This is a genomic window from Actinomadura sp. NPDC049382, assembly GCF_040677125.1.
In the GTDB taxonomy this organism is placed as follows: domain Bacteria; phylum Actinomycetota; class Actinomycetes; order Streptosporangiales; family Streptosporangiaceae; genus Spirillospora; species Spirillospora geliboluensis.
The window spans coordinates 22,524-39,819 of sequence record NZ_JBFARO010000048.1; the positions used below are offsets into that span (position 1 = coordinate 22,524).

17 protein-coding genes are annotated in these 17,296 nt (G+C 71.8%); 4 read left to right on the forward strand and 13 right to left on the reverse strand.

Annotation, left to right across the window (positions count from 1 at the left end; all coding sequences use genetic code 11):
* Nucleotides 1–95: 95 nt before the first annotated feature.
* From AB0K34_RS25630 to AB0K34_RS25645, 4 genes are all read right to left on the reverse strand, one after another.
* Entirely contained in the window at nt 96–1,232 is a 1,137-nt protein-coding gene (locus AB0K34_RS25630) for a nitronate monooxygenase family protein (RefSeq protein WP_138639686.1), read from the reverse strand.
* A gap of 67 nt (nt 1,233–1,299) precedes the next feature.
* The gene (locus AB0K34_RS25635) at nt 1,300–1,671 is read right to left on the reverse strand and encodes an OB-fold domain-containing protein (protein WP_138639685.1); all 372 of its coding nucleotides are present in this window, start codon (nt 1,669–1,671) and stop codon (nt 1,300–1,302) included.
* Nucleotides 1,672–1,674: 3 nt separating this feature from the next.
* On the reverse strand, nt 1,675–2,847 hold the full coding sequence (locus tag AB0K34_RS25640) for a thiolase family protein (RefSeq protein ID WP_301175749.1): 1,173 nt from the start codon (nt 2,845–2,847) through the stop codon (nt 1,675–1,677).
* Nucleotides 2,848–2,916: 69 nt separating this feature from the next.
* On the reverse strand, nt 2,917–3,873 hold the full coding sequence (locus AB0K34_RS25645) for a helix-turn-helix domain-containing protein (RefSeq protein ID WP_301175750.1): 957 nt from the start codon (nt 3,871–3,873) through the stop codon (nt 2,917–2,919).
* Nucleotides 3,874–3,974: 101 nt separating this feature from the next.
* Here AB0K34_RS25645 and AB0K34_RS25650 point away from each other — a divergent pair, with 101 nt between their 5' ends.
* Nucleotides 3,975–4,628: an HD domain-containing protein gene (locus AB0K34_RS25650; RefSeq protein WP_301175751.1), complete on the forward strand. Its 654-nt coding sequence runs from the start codon at nt 3,975–3,977 to the stop codon at nt 4,626–4,628.
* Between the two features lie 120 nt (nt 4,629–4,748).
* Here AB0K34_RS25650 and ehuA read toward each other — a convergent pair whose 3' ends face one another.
* From ehuA to pip, 9 genes are all read right to left on the reverse strand, one after another.
* Entirely contained in the window at nt 4,749–5,546 is a 798-nt protein-coding gene (gene ehuA, locus AB0K34_RS25655) for an ectoine/hydroxyectoine ABC transporter ATP-binding protein EhuA (RefSeq protein ID WP_240808304.1), read from the reverse strand.
* 97 nt (nt 5,547–5,643) lie between these two features.
* On the reverse strand, nt 5,644–6,297 hold the full coding sequence (ehuD, locus tag AB0K34_RS25660; protein ID WP_171069284.1) for an ectoine/hydroxyectoine ABC transporter permease subunit EhuD: 654 nt from the start codon (nt 6,295–6,297) through the stop codon (nt 5,644–5,646).
* Nucleotides 6,297–7,013, reverse strand: a complete 717-nt coding sequence (gene ehuC, locus AB0K34_RS25665; RefSeq protein ID WP_301175752.1) for an ectoine/hydroxyectoine ABC transporter permease subunit EhuC — start codon at nt 7,011–7,013, stop codon at nt 6,297–6,299. Before ehuC ends, ehuD begins: the two co-directional genes overlap by 1 nt.
* A 6-nt stretch (nt 7,014–7,019) precedes the next feature.
* Nucleotides 7,020–7,913: an ectoine/hydroxyectoine ABC transporter substrate-binding protein EhuB gene (ehuB, locus tag AB0K34_RS25670; protein ID WP_301175753.1), complete on the reverse strand. Its 894-nt coding sequence runs from the start codon at nt 7,911–7,913 to the stop codon at nt 7,020–7,022.
* Nucleotides 7,914–8,020: 107 nt separating this feature from the next.
* Nucleotides 8,021–8,929, reverse strand: a complete 909-nt coding sequence (thpD, locus tag AB0K34_RS25675) for an ectoine hydroxylase (protein ID WP_138639678.1) — start codon at nt 8,927–8,929, stop codon at nt 8,021–8,023.
* Nucleotides 8,926–9,321, reverse strand: coding sequence for an ectoine synthase (locus AB0K34_RS25680; protein ID WP_089329148.1), 396 nt, complete (start codon nt 9,319–9,321; stop codon nt 8,926–8,928). Before AB0K34_RS25680 ends, thpD begins: the two co-directional genes overlap by 4 nt.
* A 72-nt stretch (nt 9,322–9,393) precedes the next feature.
* Nucleotides 9,394–10,656 carry a diaminobutyrate--2-oxoglutarate transaminase gene (gene ectB, locus AB0K34_RS25685; RefSeq protein WP_301175754.1) on the reverse strand — a complete coding sequence of 421 codons (1,263 nt, stop codon included), beginning with the start codon at nt 10,654–10,656 and terminating at the stop codon, nt 9,394–9,396.
* Nucleotides 10,657–10,707: 51 nt separating this feature from the next.
* Nucleotides 10,708–11,256 (reverse strand): diaminobutyrate acetyltransferase, encoded by a 549-nt coding sequence (gene ectA, locus AB0K34_RS25690; protein WP_138639676.1) that lies wholly within the window; start codon nt 11,254–11,256, stop codon nt 10,708–10,710.
* Nucleotides 11,257–11,908: 652 nt separating this feature from the next.
* On the reverse strand, nt 11,909–12,877 hold the full coding sequence (gene pip / locus AB0K34_RS25695; protein WP_138639675.1) for a prolyl aminopeptidase: 969 nt from the start codon (nt 12,875–12,877) through the stop codon (nt 11,909–11,911).
* Between the two features lie 369 nt (nt 12,878–13,246).
* Between pip and AB0K34_RS25700 the strand changes: the two genes are divergently transcribed.
* The 3 genes from AB0K34_RS25700 to AB0K34_RS25710 all read left to right on the forward strand — a co-directional run bounded on the left by AB0K34_RS25700 (nt 13,247) and on the right by AB0K34_RS25710 (nt 17,264).
* Nucleotides 13,247–14,785, forward strand: a complete 1,539-nt coding sequence (locus AB0K34_RS25700) for a hypothetical protein (protein ID WP_364551303.1) — start codon at nt 13,247–13,249, stop codon at nt 14,783–14,785.
* Between the two features lie 170 nt (nt 14,786–14,955).
* Nucleotides 14,956–16,626, forward strand: coding sequence for a CTP synthase (locus AB0K34_RS25705; protein ID WP_138641437.1), 1,671 nt, complete (start codon nt 14,956–14,958; stop codon nt 16,624–16,626).
* On the forward strand, nt 16,623–17,264 hold the full coding sequence (locus AB0K34_RS25710; RefSeq protein WP_364551305.1) for an NUDIX hydrolase: 642 nt from the start codon (nt 16,623–16,625) through the stop codon (nt 17,262–17,264). The genes AB0K34_RS25705 and AB0K34_RS25710 overlap by 4 nt, the downstream gene beginning before the upstream one ends.
* The last annotated feature ends 32 nt before the right edge of the window (nt 17,265–17,296 follow it).

Genomic DNA, 17,296 nt, shown 5'->3' on the forward strand with positions numbered 1-17,296 from the left:
CGTCGTTCGCCGAGATCAAGGACCAGTTCGACGCCTACATCGGCGACATCGTGTACGCGACCATGACCACCGTCGACGCCAAGGGGCGTCCCCGGTCAGTCCTCGCTCGTGATGCGGTTGAGGCGCTCCACGGCGTTCGCGAAGTCCTCGACCATGTCGTAGACGACCTGGCGGGCGGGCTTGACGGTGTTCATCAGGCCGACGCACTGGCCGACGAAGTAGTTGGCGAGCGCGCGGGCGCCGGGGTTTCCGGACTCGGCCACCTTGGTGATCTGCCGCATCGCGCCCTCGGCGACGATCATCTGCAGCGGCATGCCGAGCGGGCCGGGGGACGCGGGGCCCTCCCACTCCTCGGTCCAGGCGGAGCGCAGCTGCCGGGCGGGCTTGCCGGTGCGCGACCGCGACCGGATCGTGTCGCGGGACGTGGCGGCGAGCATCTTCTCCTTGACGGCCGGGGACGTCTCCGCCTCCTCCGTGGTGAGCCAGACCGAGCCGCACCAGACGCCGGACGCGCCGAGCGCGAGCGCGGCGGCCATCTGCCGGCCGGTGGCGATGCCGCCCGCCGCGAGGACGGGCACCGGCGCGACCGTGTCGACGACCTCGGGGACGAGCACCATCGTGGAGATCTCGCCGGTGTGCCCGCCGGCCTCGCCGCCCTGCGCGATGATCAGGTCGGCGCCGGCGGCGACCTGGCGGCGGGCGTGCTCGGACGTGCCGACCAGCGCGGCGACGGGGACGCCCGCCTCCCGGGCCTTGTCCACCATGAGCGGGGGAGGGGTGCCGAGGGCGCTGGCGATGAGCCCGATGGGGTGCGCGAGCGACACGTCGATCAGCTCGGTGGCGCCCTTCTTGGTGACCTGCGTGCCGCCGCGCGAGTTGGACCGCCTGGCCTTGTCGAAGTCGGGCAGCGGCACGTCGTACTTCTCGAACAGGCCGGTGAGGAACGTCCAGTGCTCGTCCGGGACCGCGGCGAGCATCGCGTCGAGGCCGCCGCCGCTCTCCGCCGCCTTGTCGATCTTGCCGGGGACCAGCACGTCCACCCCGTAGGGGCGGCCGTGGACGTGGTCGTCGATCCAGCGCAGCTCCTCCTCCAGCCGCTCGGGGGTGTAGGCGACGGCCCCGAGGACGCCGAAGCCGCCGGCGTTGGTGACGGCGGCGACGACGTCGCGGCAGTGGCTGAAGGCGAACAGCGGGAACTCGATGCCGAACCGTTCGCAGACCTCGGTGTTCATGCCCCGACGCTAATGGACCGAACGTCATTCGGTCCAGTGCCCGCTGGGCCCGGGAGGCCGGTGCCGGTCAGGGCCGGAACAGGATGTAGGACTCGCCCTCCGCCGGATGCTCGAACACGGCCCGCAGCGGCAGCCCCTCGCGCAGGTCCGCCCGCGCCACGCCGTCCAGCCGGGCGTGCAGCCACGGCCCCTCGGCCAGCTCGACCAGCGCCAGGAAGGCGGGCGGGTCCTTGGGCAGGACGGTCCAGGTCACCAGGGTCGCGGCGCCGCTCGCCTCGGCCCAGCCGAGGTCCTCCTCGCCGCACCCGGGGCAGCCGGCGGCGTCCGGCGCGAACCACCGGTCGCACGCCTCGCAGCGCTTGATCACGAGGCGGTCGGACGCGGTGCCGTCGAAGAACGGGTCGGTGCGCCCGTCCCGCCGCAGAACGCCGATCTCCATCGGCTAGGCCCCCTTCCGGTGCGGGCTGACGATCAGCGTGGAGTGGTGGTCGAGGATGCCGCCGTTCCCGCTGACGAGGATCACGTCGGCGGCCGGCGCCTGCCGCTCCCCGCCGTCCCCGCGCGCCTGGATCACGGCCTCCGACAGCGGCGTCATGCCCCACATGTAGTACGCCGACAGCTGCCCGCCGCCGGTGTTGGTCGGCAGCGACCCGCCCGGCCCGAGCGCGCCGGACGCGGCGAACGCGCCGCCCTCGCCCTTGGCGCAGAACCCGTAGTCCTCCAGCGACACCAGGACCGTGTAGGTGTAGCAGTCGTACAGCTCGCACACGTCCACGTCGGACGGGGTGATCCCGGCCATCTTCATCGCCGTCGCCCCGGAGGAGGCCGCGCCGGTCGTCAGGCCGAAGTCGCTGCCGCGCTCCTTGCGGTGCCCGGGGTGCCCCTGCCCCCAGCCCCACAGGTGGACGGGCGGCCGGGCCAGGTCGCGGGCCCGGTCGTCGCTCGTCACGATGACCGCGACGGCGCCGTTGGAGACCAGGCAGCAGTCCAGCAGGTGCAGCGGCTCGGACACCCACCGTGAGTTCTGGTGGTCCGCCAGCGTGATCGGGTCGCGCATCTGCGCGAGCGGGTTGCGCGACGCCCACTCCCGCGTCGCCACCGCGATCGCGCCGAGCTGCTCGCTGGTCGTCCCGTACCGGGCCATGTGGCGCTGCGCGGCGAGCGCGTAGTAGGAGTTGACGCTGCGCAGCCCGAGCGCCGCCGTCATCCCGCCGAACCCGTACCACTCGCGCGCGTCGCGGTTGTAGGCCGAGCCCGCCGACTGCTTCGGTTTGAGCGGCGCGTCCGCGAACACGCACGCCACGGTGGTCGCGGTGCCGCTGAGCACGGCCGACGCCGCGTACGACACCATCGCCCCGGCCGTCGCGCCGAACGCGTTGACCTGCGACAGCAGCCGCAGGTCGTGCAGCCCGAGGGTGCCGGCCAGCTCGATGCCGGGGGAGCCGCCCATGCCGTGGCTGACCAGCAGCCCGTCCAGGTCGCCGAGCGCCAGGCCCGCGTCGGCGGCGGCGAGCCGCACCGCGTCCGCGGCCAGCCGCCGCGGGCTGCGCCCGTACACCCTGCCGAGCTCGGTCATCCCGAGCCCGGCGATCGAAGTGCCCCTCGAAGTGCCCATCGCCTCGCTCTCCTCGTCCGTAAGTGCCACCGTACAGAACGACGTTCGGTATGGAACGGGGCGGGGTGATCAGGAGCGGGCGCGGAACGCGCCCCGGTACGCCAGCGGGGACGCGCCGACCTGCCGGGCGAAATGGGCGCGCAGCGTCACCGGCGAGCCGAACCCGGCCTCGGCCGCGACCCGCTCGACCGGCAGGTCCGTGCTCTCCAGGAGCTGCTGCGCCCGGTGCACGCGGGCGCGCGCGAGCCACTGCCGCGGCGTCGTCCCCGCCTGCTCGCGGAACCGCCGGGTCAGCGTCCGGACGCTCACCGACGCCTGCCGCGCGATGTCGTCCAGCGTCAGCGGCCGGTGCAGGTTGGCCTCCAGCCAGGCCAGCGTCGGCTGGAGCGCGGCGCCCCCGTCCGGCGGGTCCTCGTGCCGGATGAACTGCGCCTGGCCGCCGTCCCGCTGCGGCGGCATCACGATCCGGCGGGCGGTGCGCGCCGCCGTCGCCGAGCCGTGGTCGCGGCGGACGAGATGCAGGCACAGGTCGATCCCGGCCGCGACGCCCGCCGAGGTGAGGACCTGCCCGCCGTCCACGTACAGCACCGACGGATCGACCTCGACCGCCGGGAACCGCCGGGCCATCGCCCCGGCGTACCGCCAGTGCGTGGTGGCGCGGCGGCCGTCCAGCAGCCCGGCCGCGGCCAGCACGAACGCGCCGACGCAGATCGAGGCGATCCGCGCCCCGCGCCCGGCCGCGCCGCGCAGCGCGTCCAGGATCTCGGCGGGCGGGTCGGACCGCACGTCCTCGTGCCCGGGGACGACGACCGTGTCGGCGGCGGCGAGCGCGTCCAGGCCGAACGGGGCGTCCACCCGCATCCGCCCCAGCGCCGCGGACGTCGCCGCGCCGCCCGGCGGCGTGCACACCCGCGTCTCGTAGAGCGGACCGCCCCCGGACGCGGTGGTCACGCCGAACACCTGGCCCGGGACGGCGAGGTCGAACGCCACGACGCCGTCCAGCGCGAGCACCGCCACCACATGCATGGCCAGAACGTAGCGCATATCGGCAATCCGGACACTGGCCGGGCCGCCGCCCGGCGTCGGACGATCAGTGGCGTTCCCAGCGACAGCTAGAAGGAGTCTTCGTGTCCGACCATTTCGCCGAGTTCGCACTGCCCGACACCGACCTGACCCGCATGGCCTACGACCTGGTGTTCGCGACGGCGCCCGCCGCGCTCGCCAACCACAGCGTCCGCACCTACCTGTTCGGCCGCGCGCTCGGGGAGGCGCGGGGCGTGCGGCCGGGCGCCGACTACGACGACGAGGTGCTGTTCCTCGCGGCCGTCCTGCACGACATGGGCCTCACCGAGCAGGGCGACGGCGGCGGGCGCTTCGAAGTGGACGGCGCCGACACCGCCGCGCGGTTCCTCACCGAGCACGGCTTGGACGGCGAGCGGGCCCGCGTCGTCTGGGAGGCCATCGCCCTGCACACCAGCAGGGGCATCGCCGAACGGATGCGCCCCGAGATCGCCCTCACCCACGCCGGCAGCGGCGCCGACGTCGTCGGCATGGGCGCGGACGCCCTCCCGGGCGGCCTCGCCGACCGCGCGCACACCGCGTTCCCGCGCCTCGCACCGGGCGCCGGCCTCACCGAGACCATGGTCGAGCAGATCGCCCGCGAGCCCGCCAAGGCCCCGCTCGGCAGCTTCCCGGCCGAGATCGCCCGCCAGTACGGCGCCGGCGCCCCCGCCCTCGACTGGGCGCGGCTCGTCGCCGGCGCCTGGCCCGGCGTCCGCTGAGACGGGCACCGCCGAGACGCTTCCGGCCGAAACGCGTACGGCCGAAACGAGTGCCGGCGAAACGAGTGCCGCCCGCGTCCCCGGGGCGACGGGGACGCGGGCGGCGGGCCGGAGATCCGCTCAGGACGCCAGGACGGCCTGGAGGAAGTCCCGGGTGCGCTGCTCGGACGGCTCGCCGAAGATCTGCTCCGGCGGGCCCTCCTCGACGATCTGGCCCTGGTCGAACATCAGGACCCGGTTGGAGATGTCCTTGGCGAAGGCCATCTCGTGCGTGACGCACAGCATCGTGAGGTCGCTCTGCCGCGCGATGTCGCGCAGCAGGTCCTGGACGCCGACGACGAGCTCGGGGTCCAGGGCGGAGGTGACCTCGTCCAGCAGCAGCACCTTCGGCTGCATGGCGAGCGCCCGCGCGATCGCCACCCGCTGCTGCTGGCCGCCCGACAGCTGGGTCGGGTGCGCGTTCTCCTTGTCGGCGAGGCCGACCATGTCGAGCAGGCCCTTGGCGCGCTCGACCGCCTCGTCCTTCGGCACCCCCAGCACCCGCACCGGCCCCTCGGTGAGGTTGCGCAGCACGTTCATGTTGGGGAACAGGTTGAACTGCTGGAACACCATGCCGACCTGCTTGCGCATCTCGTGCAGGTGCTTCTGGTTCGCCGGGACGCGCCTGCCGCCCCGCTCCATGTGCCAGAGCGTCTCGTCGCCGATCCAGATGAGGCCCTCGTCGAGCTTCTCCAGCGTCATCAGCAGCCGCAGGATCGTGGTCTTGCCCGAACCGCTCGGCCCGATCAGCGTCACGCGCTCGCCCGGCGCCACCGTGAAGTCCAGCTCGCGCAGGACCACGTTGGGGCCGAACCGCTTGACCACCTTCTCGAAGCGGATTCCGGGCGCGGCGCCGTGCGGCAGGTCCGCGGCGGGCACGCCCTCGGGCGCGGCGCCCTTCCCGGTGGAGGCGCCCTTCTCCAGGACGACGTCGGACGCGGTGTCTGCCGCTGCGTCCTTCGGCACTTCCGGTGTGTTAGGTGGTGGCATAACGCCTCTCCAAGCGGCGGACGAGTATCGAGGATATGACGCTGACGAGCACGAACAACAGGCCGACCATCGTGATCGGTTCCAGGAACTGCAGGCTCTGCGAACCGACCTTGTACGCCGAGAACAGCAGCTCCGCGACGTTGATGGCCAGCAGCATCGGCGAGTCCTTGAACATCGCGATCAGGTAGTTGCCGAGCGTCGGGATCACGCGGCGGATCGCCTGCGGCAGGATCACGTCCAGCCACACCCGCGACTTCGGCAGGTTCAGCGCGGTGCACGCCTCCCACTGCCCCTTCGGCACGTCCGCGATCCCGGCCCGGTACACCTCGGCGGTGTAGGTCGAGTAGTGGACCCCGAGCGTGATGATGCCCGCGGTCAGCGACCCGATCGTGATGCCCCAGGCGGGCAGCACGAAGAACACGAAGTACAGCTGCGGGATCAGCGGGGTCGACCTGATGAACTCGGTGATCCACCGGATCGTCTGGTTGAAGACCCTGCTCGGGGTGCGGCGCAGCAGCGTCCACACCAGCCCGAGGACGATCGCGATCACATAGCCGCCGAGCGTCGCGACGACCGTGTAGCGCAGCCCGCTGAGCAGGTCGGGGAGGATGTCCCCGGAGTACTGCCAGTCCCAGCTCATCAGCCGGCCACCCCCGCTCCGGGGGCGCCCGCCGCGACCGTCCCGAGGGACGGCTCAGCGGGCAGCCGGCGGCCGAGCATGCGGTCCACGCGGCGTTCGGCGTACCGGACGAACAGCTGCAGCACCTGCGCGATGACGAAGTACAGGACCAGCACCATCGTGAACGCCGCGACGGTCTCGCCGGTGCTGCCCTGGATGTTCTTCGACACGCGGGTCAGGTCGACGAGACCGACCAGGGACACGATCGCCGTTCCCTTCATCAGCTCGATGAGCAGGTTGCCGAACGGCGGCAGCATCAGCGCGAACGCCTGCGGCAGCAGCACGCGCCGCATCCGCTGGAACGGGGTGAAGTTCAGCGCGATCGTGGCCTCGTACTGCGCCTTCGGGACGGCGTTGATCGAGCCGCGCACCACCTCCGCGCCGTAGGCGCCGACGTTCAGGCCGAGGGCCAGCACGGCCGCGAACATCGTGGTGAACCGCAGGCCGATGAGCGGGAGCGCGTAGAAGAACCAGAACAGCAGCACCAGCGTGGCGTTGCCGCGGAAGAACTCCACGTAGAACCGGTTCAGCACGCGCACCCACGCGTGGCGCGAGGTGCCCGCCATGCCGAACAGCAGCGCGAGCACCAGCGCCAGCGCGCCGCCGAGCAGGGTGAGCCGGACCGTGACCCACGCGCCGTCCAGCCACTGGGGGTAGCTGTCGAGGACGTCGGACACGCGCGATCAGCCCTTGCAGAACTTGGCGGCGGTGTCGTCCGGGCCGGGCATGTCGGCCTGGGTGAAACCGAAGGGCTGCAGGACCGGCAGCAGCCCGTTCTGCTGCTTGAGCTTGTCGAGCTCGCCGTTCCAGGCGGTCAGCAGGTCCGAGTCGGCCTTGCGGAACGCGAACGCGCCCGCGCCGAACTGCTCCTTGCCGTCGATGACCGGGATGAACGCCTCGGTCACCTCGAAGCCCTCGCCCTGGTGCTTGGACAGCAGGTCGGCCAGCGAGATGCGGGTCAGCCAGATGCAGTCGACGCGGCCGGCCTTGAGGCCCTCGTAGGCGCTCGCCTGGTCGGCGTAGGTCTTGATGTCGCCCTTCTTCACGCCGCTCTTCTCGGCGTAGCCGGCCTCGACCGCGCCGGTGAGGACGCCGACCTTGACGCCCTTGGCCGCCGGGTCCTTCTCGTTCTTCAGCCCCTTCGGGTTGCCCTCCTTGACCATGAAGGCGCTCTTGGCGACGTACTCGGGGTTCGCGAAGGCCGCGGACGCGCACCGCTCCGGGTTGATGAACATGCCGGCGGCGATCGCGTCGAACCGCTTGGCGTTGAGCCCGGCGATCAGCCCGCCGAAGTCGACCTGCACGCCCTTGATCTCGTCGATGCCGAGGTTCTTGAAGATGACGCGGGCCAGTTCGGGCGCCTCACCGGTCAGCTTCCCGGATTTGTCGGTGAAGCCGTACGGCGCCTCGTTGGCGAAGCCCACGGTGATGGTTCCGGAGTCCTTGGCCTTCTGCAGCGTGCCGCCGCCCGCCTTCTCCTTCTCCGGATCCGTCGTGGAGCAGCCCGCCGCGGCAAGCGGCGCCGCGGCGGACAGCAGCACGGCGGTGCGGAGGAAGTCTCGTCTCGAAGAAGTCATCGTTGAACTCCTGTCGGGTGTGCCACGCGCACGCGGGGGGCCGGTGGTAAACGGCCCCCCGCGTGCGCGGGGCGAACGGTCGGGGTTATCGAATTGTTGTCAGCCGGTCAGTCGAGCACCGGGCTGAAATCGCGTGCGCCGATGAACGTCGGCCGGGGAGCGGGAGCCGAGAAGGGCTCGACGCACGTGTTCTCAACGCTGTTGAACACGATGAACACGTTGGAGCGCGGGAAGGGGGTGATGTTGCCGTTCGAGCCGTGCATGCAGTTGCAGTCGAACATGGTCGCGGAGCCCGCCGGGCCGGTGAACAGCTCGATTCCGTGCTTGTCCGCGAGAATCGACAGGCTGTTCGGGTCGGGCGTCCCGATCTCCTGGCCGCGCAGCGACTCCTTGTAGTGGTCGTCCGGGGTCTCCCCGACACAGGCCACGAAGGTCTTGTGCGAGCCAGGCATAATCATTAGCCCGCCATTGTGCACGAAATTCTCGGTGAGCGCTATGGATATGCTCACCGCGCGCATGCGCGGCATGCCGTCCTCGGCGTGCCAGGTCTCGAAGTCGGAGTGCCAGTAGAAGTCCTTGCCGGTGAAGCCCGGCTTGTAGTTGACCCGGCTCTGGTGCACGTAGACGTCCGAGCCGAGGATCTGCCGGGCCCGGCCGACCACGCGGGGGTCGCGGACGAGACCGGCGAACACCTCGCTGATCCGGTGGACCTCGAAGATGGAGCGGACCTCGTCGGAGCCGCGCTCGGTGACCGTGCGCTCGTCGGCCAGGACCTCCGGGTCCGAGGACAGCCGGCGCAGCTCGGCGCGGTAGTCCTCGACCTCCTCCGGCGCGAGCAGCTGGTCGACCGACAGGAAGCCGTTGGCCTCGAACGCGTCGAGGGTGGCGCCGTCGATGGGCCCGTCCTCGGGGCCGCCGTGCACGACCGGGTCCTGCCGGTACAGCAGCGCCGCCTCGGCGGCCTTCCGGGTGGGGTAGGCGTCGTCGATGGTCGGATGGGACTCGATGATGCTCATGCGTCCTCCTCAGTCAGCAGGGGGTAGACACCGTTCTCGTCATGGACCTCCCGGCCGGTGCAGGGCGGGTTGAAGACGCACACCGTCTTGACGTCCGTGTGCGCGCGCAGCGTGTGGTGCTCGTGGCCGTCGAGCAGGTACATCACGCCGGGCCTGATGTCGTGCTTCTCACCGGTCTCGTCGTTGGTGAGCTCGCCCTGGCCCTCGATGCAGTAGACGGCCTCGATGTGGTTGGCGTACCACATCTTCGTCTCGGTCCCCGCGTACAGGATCGTCTCGTGCAGCGAGAATCCGACGCCCTCCTTGGCGAGCACGAACCGGCGGCTGCACCAGGTCGGCGCCTGCACGTCGCGCTCGGTGCCGACGATCTCGTCAAGGGAACGAACGATCATGAAACTCCTCTTTCCAGTGGTGCCGGGGGCGCGGCGGTGGTTCCGGGTGCGTGCTGGGCGCTGCGGCGCGGGTCAGACCGCGACCTTCGTGCGGACGGCCTCGACCGAGTCCGCGATGATCTCCAGGCCGTGCGCCAGCTCGGCCTCGGTCGTGGTGAGCGGCGGCAGCAGCTTGACGACCTCGCCCTCGGGGCCGGAGGTCTCCATCAGCAGGCCGCGGGCGAACGCCTCGGCGCACACCTTCGGGGCCGTCTCGGGGTCCTTCATCACCAGGCCCCACGCGAGGCCCCGGCCGCGGACGGAGTCGACCGCGCCGGCGTGCGAGAGCGCGATGTCCTGCAGCGCGCGCTCGACCTGCTGGCCCTTGGCGAGGGTCTGCTTCTCCATGTCGTCGCCGGTCCAGTAGTCCTCCAGCGCGGCGACGGCGGTGACGAACGCGGGGTTGAAGCCGCGGAAGGTGCCGTTGTGCTCGCCCGGGTCCCACACGTCCAGCTCCCGCTTCATGAGCGTGACCGCGAACGGCAGCCCGTAGCCGCTGAGCGACTTGGACAGGCAGACGATGTCCGGGGTGATCCCGGCCTCCTCGAAGCTGAAGAACGGGCCGGTGCGGCCGCAGCCCATCTGGACGTCGTCGACGATGAGCAGGATGTCGTGCCGGCGGCACAGGTCCTGCAGGCCGCGCAGCCACTCGGCGGTGGCGACGTTGATGCCGCCCTCGCCCTGCACGGTCTCGACGATGACGGCGGCGGGCTTGTCCAGGCCGCTGCCGCTGTCGTCGAGCATCGTGTCGAACAGCAGGAAGTCCGGGGTGCGGCCGTCCAGGTAGTTGTCGTACGGCATGGCCACGCCGTGGCCGAGCGGCACGCCGGCGCCGGTGCGCTTCATCGAGTTGCCGGTGACGGCGAGCGCGCCGAGCGTCATCCCGTGGAAGGCGTTGGTGAAGCTGACGACGGTCTCGCGGCCGGTGTACTTCCGCGCGAGTTTCAGCGCCGCCTCGACCGAGTTGTTGCCCGCCGGGCCCGGGAACTGGACCTTGTAGTCCAGCCCCCGCGGCTGCAGGACGTACTCGCTGAATCGTTCCAGGAACTCCCGTTTCGCGGCGGTGTACATGTCGAGGCTGTGCACGATGGAGTCACTGGCGAGATAGTCCAGCAGCCGGCGTTTCAGCTGCGGGTTGTTGTGCCCGTAGTTGAGGGTGCCGGCACCGGCGAAGAAATCGAGGTACGTTTTACCGTTCTCGTCGGTCATGTGGCTGCCCTGTGCGGTGGTGAACACCGTGGGCCACCCTCGGCAGTAGCCGCGGACTTCCGATTCCAGGCGGGCGAAAGCGTCCATGTCTGCCTCCCAGGCAGTCGGAGTGGGGGAGCGGATGGGGGGTGGAGTGGGTCAGTTCGCGGCGGCGATCGGGCCGATCCTGAAGAGCACCTCGGGCTCGTGTCCCCCATCGGGGAAGTGCTCCGCGCCGAACAGCGGGCTGCGGGCGACCTCGCACCCGCGGTCCCGGGCGAACGATTCGAACATCGCGGTGGAAGCGGTGTTGTCCGGGGTCACCGTGGCCTCCATGTACCGGTGCCCGCGCGGCGCGAGCCGGTCGGCGAGGCGGTCCAGCATGCGGCGGGCCAGGCCCTGGCCGCGGTGCTCGCGGTCGACGGCGACCTGCCACACGAAGAACGTGTCCGGCCGGGACGGGCGGACGTAGCCGGTGATGAATCCGCACGGGCCGGCGCCGTCGCGCGCCACCACGGAAGTGTCCGCGAAATCGCGGCACCAAAGCGTGTAACTGTACGGCGAGTTGACGTCCAGGACCTGTGAGTCCCGGGCGATCCGCCACAGCCGCGGGCCATCGGAGAGGCTCGGCTCCTGGAGTTGCACTTCCGCGTTCGTCTCGTTCGCGTCCGGGCGTCGGGTCGGTGATTCCAGGGGTTGCGCTGCCATGTCCAGGCAACTTAGCGAATCTCGCGCCGTGATCGCAGAGGAATGTTATCGGCGGGATGTTTAGCCGCGCATCGCGCTGGGTAGGGTTAAGGGCTTTGCCGAATTCGGTGCAATTCGAATGGGCGCCGCGCGGGCGGTGGTCGGCCTTTCCCGCTGATACGCAGGAGGTACTGCCGAACTGATCGCGGAAGCACCCAGGACGCTTCCTGAACGTCAGCTTAATGTTCCGGCGTCGCCCCGGGAGGGGTTTTGTGTATCGGTTGTGTGAGGTAAGTCACTCAGATTCGGTGTCAACGCGCGGGGTGCGGCGGGCGTCACGTCGCATCGCCGGAGGTCGTCCGGTCGCGGGCGTTCTGGGGCGGATGGGGACCACGGCGTTGGGGCGGGCCCTGGGAGGCCGCACCTGGTTGCCTTCAAGGGGCAGGATCACTGACCACGCGGTAAGGAGTGGGTTGCCGATGAGTAAGAAATCGCGGGTTTCGGACTGAGGAGGCGCCGGCCGGGGCCCGCCATGGGGAGCCGACCCCGGCCGCATATCGGCCCGGTTGACTGCCACGTTAGGGAGTGGCCGCTTCTCGCGGGGCCGTCGTGCCGTTCTTTTTGCCGGGCAAGCCGCTATCTTGACCGGCTCATTTCGTTCTAAACCGTGTCTTTACCGTGCCGCGGCGAAGCGGTCGGTCGCCTCGATCAGCCGGTGCAGGATTCCCGGCTCGCTGAACGCGTGGCCCGCGTCGTCCACGAGGTGGAAGTCGGCCTCCGGCCACGCGCGGTGCAGGTCCCACGCCGTCGCCGCCGGCGTGCACACGTCGTAGCGGCCCTGCACGATCACCGCCGGGATGTGGCGGATCTTGTCCACGTCCCGGATCAGCTGCTCGTCCTCGAAGAACCCCTCGTTGACGAAGTAGTGGTTCTCGATGCGCGCGAACGCCACCGCGTAGTCCGGCTCGCCGAACCCCGCCGCCAGCTCCGCGTCGGGGCGCAGCGTGATCGTCGAGCCCTCCCAGGTCGCCCACGCCTTCGCCGCCGCGACCCGCACCTGCCGGTCGGGGGAGTTGAGCCGCTCGTTGAACGCCGAGATGAGGTCCTCCCGCTCGTCCTCGGGGATCGGCTCGACGTACTTCTCCCACAGGTCGGGGAACAGCAGGGACGCGCCTTCTTGGTAGAACCAGTACAACTCGAACGGGCGCAGGGTGAAGATGCCGCGCAGCACCAGCTCGCTCACCCGGTCTGGATGGGTCTGGGCGTAGGCCAGCGACAGCGCGCTGCCCCAGCTCCCGCCGAACACCAGCCAGCGGTCGATGCCGAGGTGCTCGCGCAGCCGCTCCATGTCCGCGACGAGGTTCCAGGTGGTGTTCGCCTCCAGCGACACCTCCGGGTCCTTCGCGTGCGGCACGCTGCGCCCGCAGTTGCGCTGGTCGAACAGGACGATCCGGTACGCCTCCGGGTCGAACTGCCGGCGGTGCGCCGGGCTGCACCCGGCCCCCGGGCCGCCGTGGACCATGACCGCGGGCTTGCCGTCCGGGTTCCCGCAGACCTCCCAGTAGATCTCGTCGCCGTCGCCGACGTCGAGCAGCCCGGAGTCGTACGGCTCGATCGGCGGATACAGGGTGCGAAGCTCCATGAGGCGCGATTGTCCCACCCGCCCCGCCCGTCCGCCCGATGTGACCCGCGGCACCGTGGGACGGCCCGTACCGGCCGCCATCTGGGCGTCTTCGTGCGGGAACGCCGCAGGGGAGTCGAGAAAGTAAACCCCAAACTGGGCAAACGCTCCGCTGGTCGGGACTAGAGTGCCTTCAGTGAGCGAAGCGAGGAGCCACAGGGCCGGCAGCGGAGCGAACGAGATGTGCACAACGACCCCCGCGAACGCGGCCCCGCGCCGCCGGGCGAGGAGACACGTGAGCGAAGTGACGAGCCGTCCGAGGAAAGCGGCGAGCAGGCCGGGCGGCGCCATGCCGGTCGCCGGGCTCCCGGCCGTGAGGCGAGGAGAACGGTGAGCGAGCTGAACGGATCGGGCGGCACCCGCGGCGTCCCGGACGCGGCGGCGCCCTGGCCCGCCATGGGACGCGACCCGGGCCGCCCGCACGAGGCCGCGCCGCCGGCCCTGCCGGCCGCGCAGCAGCCGATCCAGATGGCCAAGCCCGGGCAGGGCGGCGGCCGCCACGGCCAGACCGGCGAGATGGTGCGCCCCGACGCCGAGCAGCCCGAGGCCCAGCCCTGGGACATCGTCGAGCGGCTGCGCCAGATGGCCGACCTCATCGGCGACGCGCTCGCCGCCGGGGAGCGCAAGGTCAGCGAGGCGCAGACCGAGACGGCCGCGCAGGTCGCCGCCGTCCAGCAGGAGAAGGAGTCGGCGCAGCGCGACGCGGCCGCCGCCTGGGGCGAGGTGCAGCGCGCCCGCGGCCAGGCCGAGCAGGCGGACCGCCGCGCCGTCGAGGCCGAGCGCCAGGTCGCCGAGGCCGAGCGCCGCGCCGCCGAGGTCCAGAACGAGGCCGTCACGCAGATCGCCGCGCTCCAGACCGAGAAGGAGAACGCGCAGCGCGACGCGGCCGCGGCGTGGAACCAGGCCCAGCAGGGCCGGGTCCAGGCCGACCAGGCCCGCGCCCAGGCCGACCAGGCGCGCGCGCAGATGGAGCAGGTCCAGGCCCAGATCGAGCAGGCCGAGCGCCGCGTCGCCGAGGCCGAGGCCACGGTCCGCCAGGCGATACAGCAGCGCGACGCCATGAGCGAGGCCCGCGACGACGCGCTGCGCGCCGTCGAGGACGCCGTCGGCGGGCGCCGCTCCGCCGAGGCCGAGCGCGACCGCGTCGCCGAGCAGGCCGCCGAGCTGTCCCGCGCGCTGGAGAACGCGCACGCGGAGCTGGCGCAGCTGCGCGCCAAGGTCACCGACGCCGAGATGACCGCGCAGAACCTCCAGCACGCGGTCGTCGCCGCCGGCAAGGAGGCCGACGAGTCCCGGCGCCGCGCCGAGGTCGCCGAGCGCCGTGCCCAGGAGAACGAGCGCCGCGCCCAGGAGGCCGAGCGCCGCGCGCAGGACGCCGAGCGCCGCGTCCAGGAGGCCGCCGGCCGCGCCGAGGCCGCCGAGGCCGAGCGCCAGCAGGCCCTCGACACGGCCGCGCAGTCCCTGGAGGCCGCCAAGAAGGCCGAGCGCGAGCGCGACGCCGGCGCCAAGGCCAGGGAGGCCGCCGAGCGCGCCCGCGAGGCCGCCGTCCAGGCCCAGGCGCGCGCCGAGTCCGAGCTGACCCTCGCCCGCGGCCGCGCCGACCAGGCCGGCCGCGAGCGCGACAAGGCCGTGACCGGGATGCGGCAGATGGCCGCCGAGCGCGACGCCGTCGCCGAGAAGCTCGCCGAACGCGACCAGTGGGTCGACCAGCTCGCCCAGGCCGTCACCGAGCAGCGCGCCCAGATCGCCGAGCTGTCCCAGGAGCGCGACGCCGCCCGCCAGGCCGCCGACCAGGCCCGCTCCCTGATCGACGAGCTGACCCGCCAGCTCCGCACGATCATGCCCAGCGCCGCCACCCCGCGCCTGTAGGGCCCTCTAGCACGCGACGGCGCCCCGACCCGGACCGGGTCGGGGCGCTCCGTGTCCTGCTGGGCGGGGAGTTCTCCAGGGTCGCGCCCGCCCAGGGCTGGACACTTGTTATCCTGGTGGCCCGTGGACGATGAGCTCGTCCGCCTCATCACGACCACGGGAGCGCCTTCTTGCCTTCGGCAGCCACTGGTAGATCACGTCCTACCAAGCATCTCTTCGTCACCGGCGGTGTCGCCTCCAGCCTCGGCAAGGGACTGACGGCGTCCAGCCTGGGGCGGCTTCTCACGCTTCGCGGCCTCCGGGTCACCATGCAGAAGCTCGACCCGTACCTCAACGTCGACCCCGGCACCATGAACCCGTTCCAGCACGGCGAGGTGTTCGTCACCGACGACGGGGCCGAGACCGACCTCGACATCGGGCACTACGAGCGGTTCCTCGACACCGAGCTGCACGGGTCCGCGAACGTCACCACCGGGCAGGTCTACTCCAACGTGATCGCCAAGGAGCGGCGCGGGGAGTACCTCGGCGACACCGTGCAGGTGATCCCGCACATCACCAACGAGATCAAGGACCGGATCCGCGGGATGGCGGACGACACCGAGGTCGACATCGTCATCACCGAGGTGGGCGGGACGGTCGGCGACATCGAGTCGCTGCCGTTCCTGGAGTCGGTCCGCCAGATCCGGCACGAGATCGGCCGCGAGAACTGCTTCTTCCTGCACGTGTCGCTGCTGCCCTACATCGGCCCGTCCGGGGAGCTGAAGACCAAGCCGACGCAGCACTCGGTCGCCGCGCTGCGCTCCATCGGCATCCAGCCCGACGCGATCGTGTGCCGGTCGGACCGGCCGATCACCGACGGGCTCAAGCACAAGATCAGCCTGATGTGCGACGTGGACCGCGAGGCCGTGGTGTCGGCCGTGGACGCGGCGTCCATCTACGACATCCCGAAGGTGCTGCACTCCGAGGGCCTGGACGCCTACGTGGTGCGGCGGCTCGACCTGCCGTTCCGCGACGTCGACTGGGGCGCCTGGGACGAGCTGCTGCGCCGCGTCCACAAGCCCGCCCGCGAGGTCACGATCGCGCTGGTCGGCAAGTACATCGACCTCCCCGACGCCTACCTGTCGGTGACCGAGGCGCTGCGGCACGGCGGGTTCGGCAACGACGCCAGGGTCCGCATCCGCTGGGTGAAGAGCGACGACTGCGAGACCCCCGAGGGCGCCAAGCGGGAGCTGGACGGCGTCGACGGCGTGCTCATCCCCGGCGGGTTCGGGGTGCGCGGCATCGAGGGCAAGCTCGGCGCGGTGCGGCACGCCCGGGAGAACCGGATCCCGCTGCTCGGCATCTGCCTCGGCCTGCAGTGCATGGTCATCGAGGCGGCGCGCAACCTCGGCGGGCTCGCCGAGGCGGGCAGCGCCGAGTTCGACGCCACCACCGCGCACCCGGTCGTCGCGACGATGTCCGACCAGCTCGACGTCGTCGCCGGGGAGCGCGACATGGGCGGGACGATGCGGCTCGGCCTGTACCCGGCCGACCTCGCCGACGGCTCGGTCGTGCGGGAGCTGTACGGCGAGGCGAAGGTGTCCGAGCGGCACCGGCACCGCTACGAGGTCAACAACTCCTACCGCGACCGGCTGGAGGAGGCGGGGCTGCGGTTCTCCGGCCTGTCCCCGGACGGCCGCCTGGTGGAGTACGTGGAGCTGCCGCGCGAGCGGCACCCGTTCTTCGTCGGCACGCAGGCGCACCCCGAGTTCCGGTCCCGCCCGACGCGCCCGCACCCGCTGTTCACCGGGCTGGTCGCCGCCGCCCTGGACTACTCCGAGCAGCGCGCGGGCGACGCGTGAGCGGCGGCCTCGGGGTCGGCGACGTCCGCGACCGGCCCGAGCGCTGGACCGTCGCCGGGTCGTCGGCGGCGTTCCGGGGGCCGGTGTTCGGCGTCCGGCAGGACCGGGTGGAGATGCCGCGCGGCGACGGCACCGAGATCGTCCGCCGCGACGTGATCGAGCACATCGGCGCCGTCGGCGTCATCGCGCTCGACGACCGCGACCGGGTGCTGCTGCTGCGGCAGTACCGGCACCCGGTGGGGATGCTGCTGTGGGAGGCGCCCGCCGGGCTGCGGGACGTCGACGGCGAGCCGCTGCGCGCGCTCGCCGAGCGGGAGCTGCTGGAGGAGGCCGGGTACCGCGCCGAGCGCTGGGACACCCTGGTCGACGTGTTCACCTCGCCCGGCATGGCCGACGAGCGGGTCCGGATCTTCCTGGCCCGCGGCCTCACCGAGGTGCCCGCCGAGGAGATCGGCTTCGAGCGGGTGCACGAGGAGGCCGACATGCCGGTCGTGTGGGTGCCGCTGGACGAGGCCGTCCGCAAGGTCCTGGCCGGCGACCTGCACAACATGGTCGCCTGCATGGGGGTGCTGGCGCTGCGCGCGGCGCGCGACACCGGCTTCCGGGACCTGCGGCCCGCGGACGCGCCCGAGGTCTGAGCCCGGGGCGCGCCCGGGGCCGAGCCCGGGGC

Bases quoted from the DNA above. Each gene is read 5' to 3' on its own strand.
- AB0K34_RS25680 (WP_089329148.1), bottom strand. From the start codon at position 9,321: ATGATCGTTCGTTCCCTTGACGAGATCGTCGGCACCGAGCGCGACGTG.
- ectB (WP_301175754.1), bottom strand. From the start codon at position 10,656: ATGGACGCTTTCGCCCGCCTGGAATCGGAAGTCCGCGGCTACTGCCGA.
- thpD (WP_138639678.1), bottom strand. From the start codon at position 8,929: ATGAGCATCATCGAGTCCCATCCGACCATCGACGACGCCTACCCCACC.
- pip (WP_138639675.1), bottom strand. From the start codon at position 12,877: ATGGAGCTTCGCACCCTGTATCCGCCGATCGAGCCGTACGACTCCGGG.
- ehuD (WP_171069284.1), bottom strand. From the start codon at position 6,297: ATGAGCTGGGACTGGCAGTACTCCGGGGACATCCTCCCCGACCTGCTC.
- ehuB (WP_301175753.1), bottom strand. From the start codon at position 7,913: ATGACTTCTTCGAGACGAGACTTCCTCCGCACCGCCGTGCTGCTGTCC.
- AB0K34_RS25645 (WP_301175750.1), bottom strand. From the start codon at position 3,873: ATGCATGTGGTGGCGGTGCTCGCGCTGGACGGCGTCGTGGCGTTCGAC.
- ectA (WP_138639676.1), bottom strand. From the start codon at position 11,256: ATGGCAGCGCAACCCCTGGAATCACCGACCCGACGCCCGGACGCGAAC.
- AB0K34_RS25630 (WP_138639686.1), bottom strand. From the start codon at position 1,232: ATGAACACCGAGGTCTGCGAACGGTTCGGCATCGAGTTCCCGCTGTTC.
- AB0K34_RS25635 (WP_138639685.1), bottom strand. From the start codon at position 1,671: ATGGAGATCGGCGTTCTGCGGCGGGACGGGCGCACCGACCCGTTCTTC.
- AB0K34_RS25640 (WP_301175749.1), bottom strand. From the start codon at position 2,847: ATGGGCACTTCGAGGGGCACTTCGATCGCCGGGCTCGGGATGACCGAG.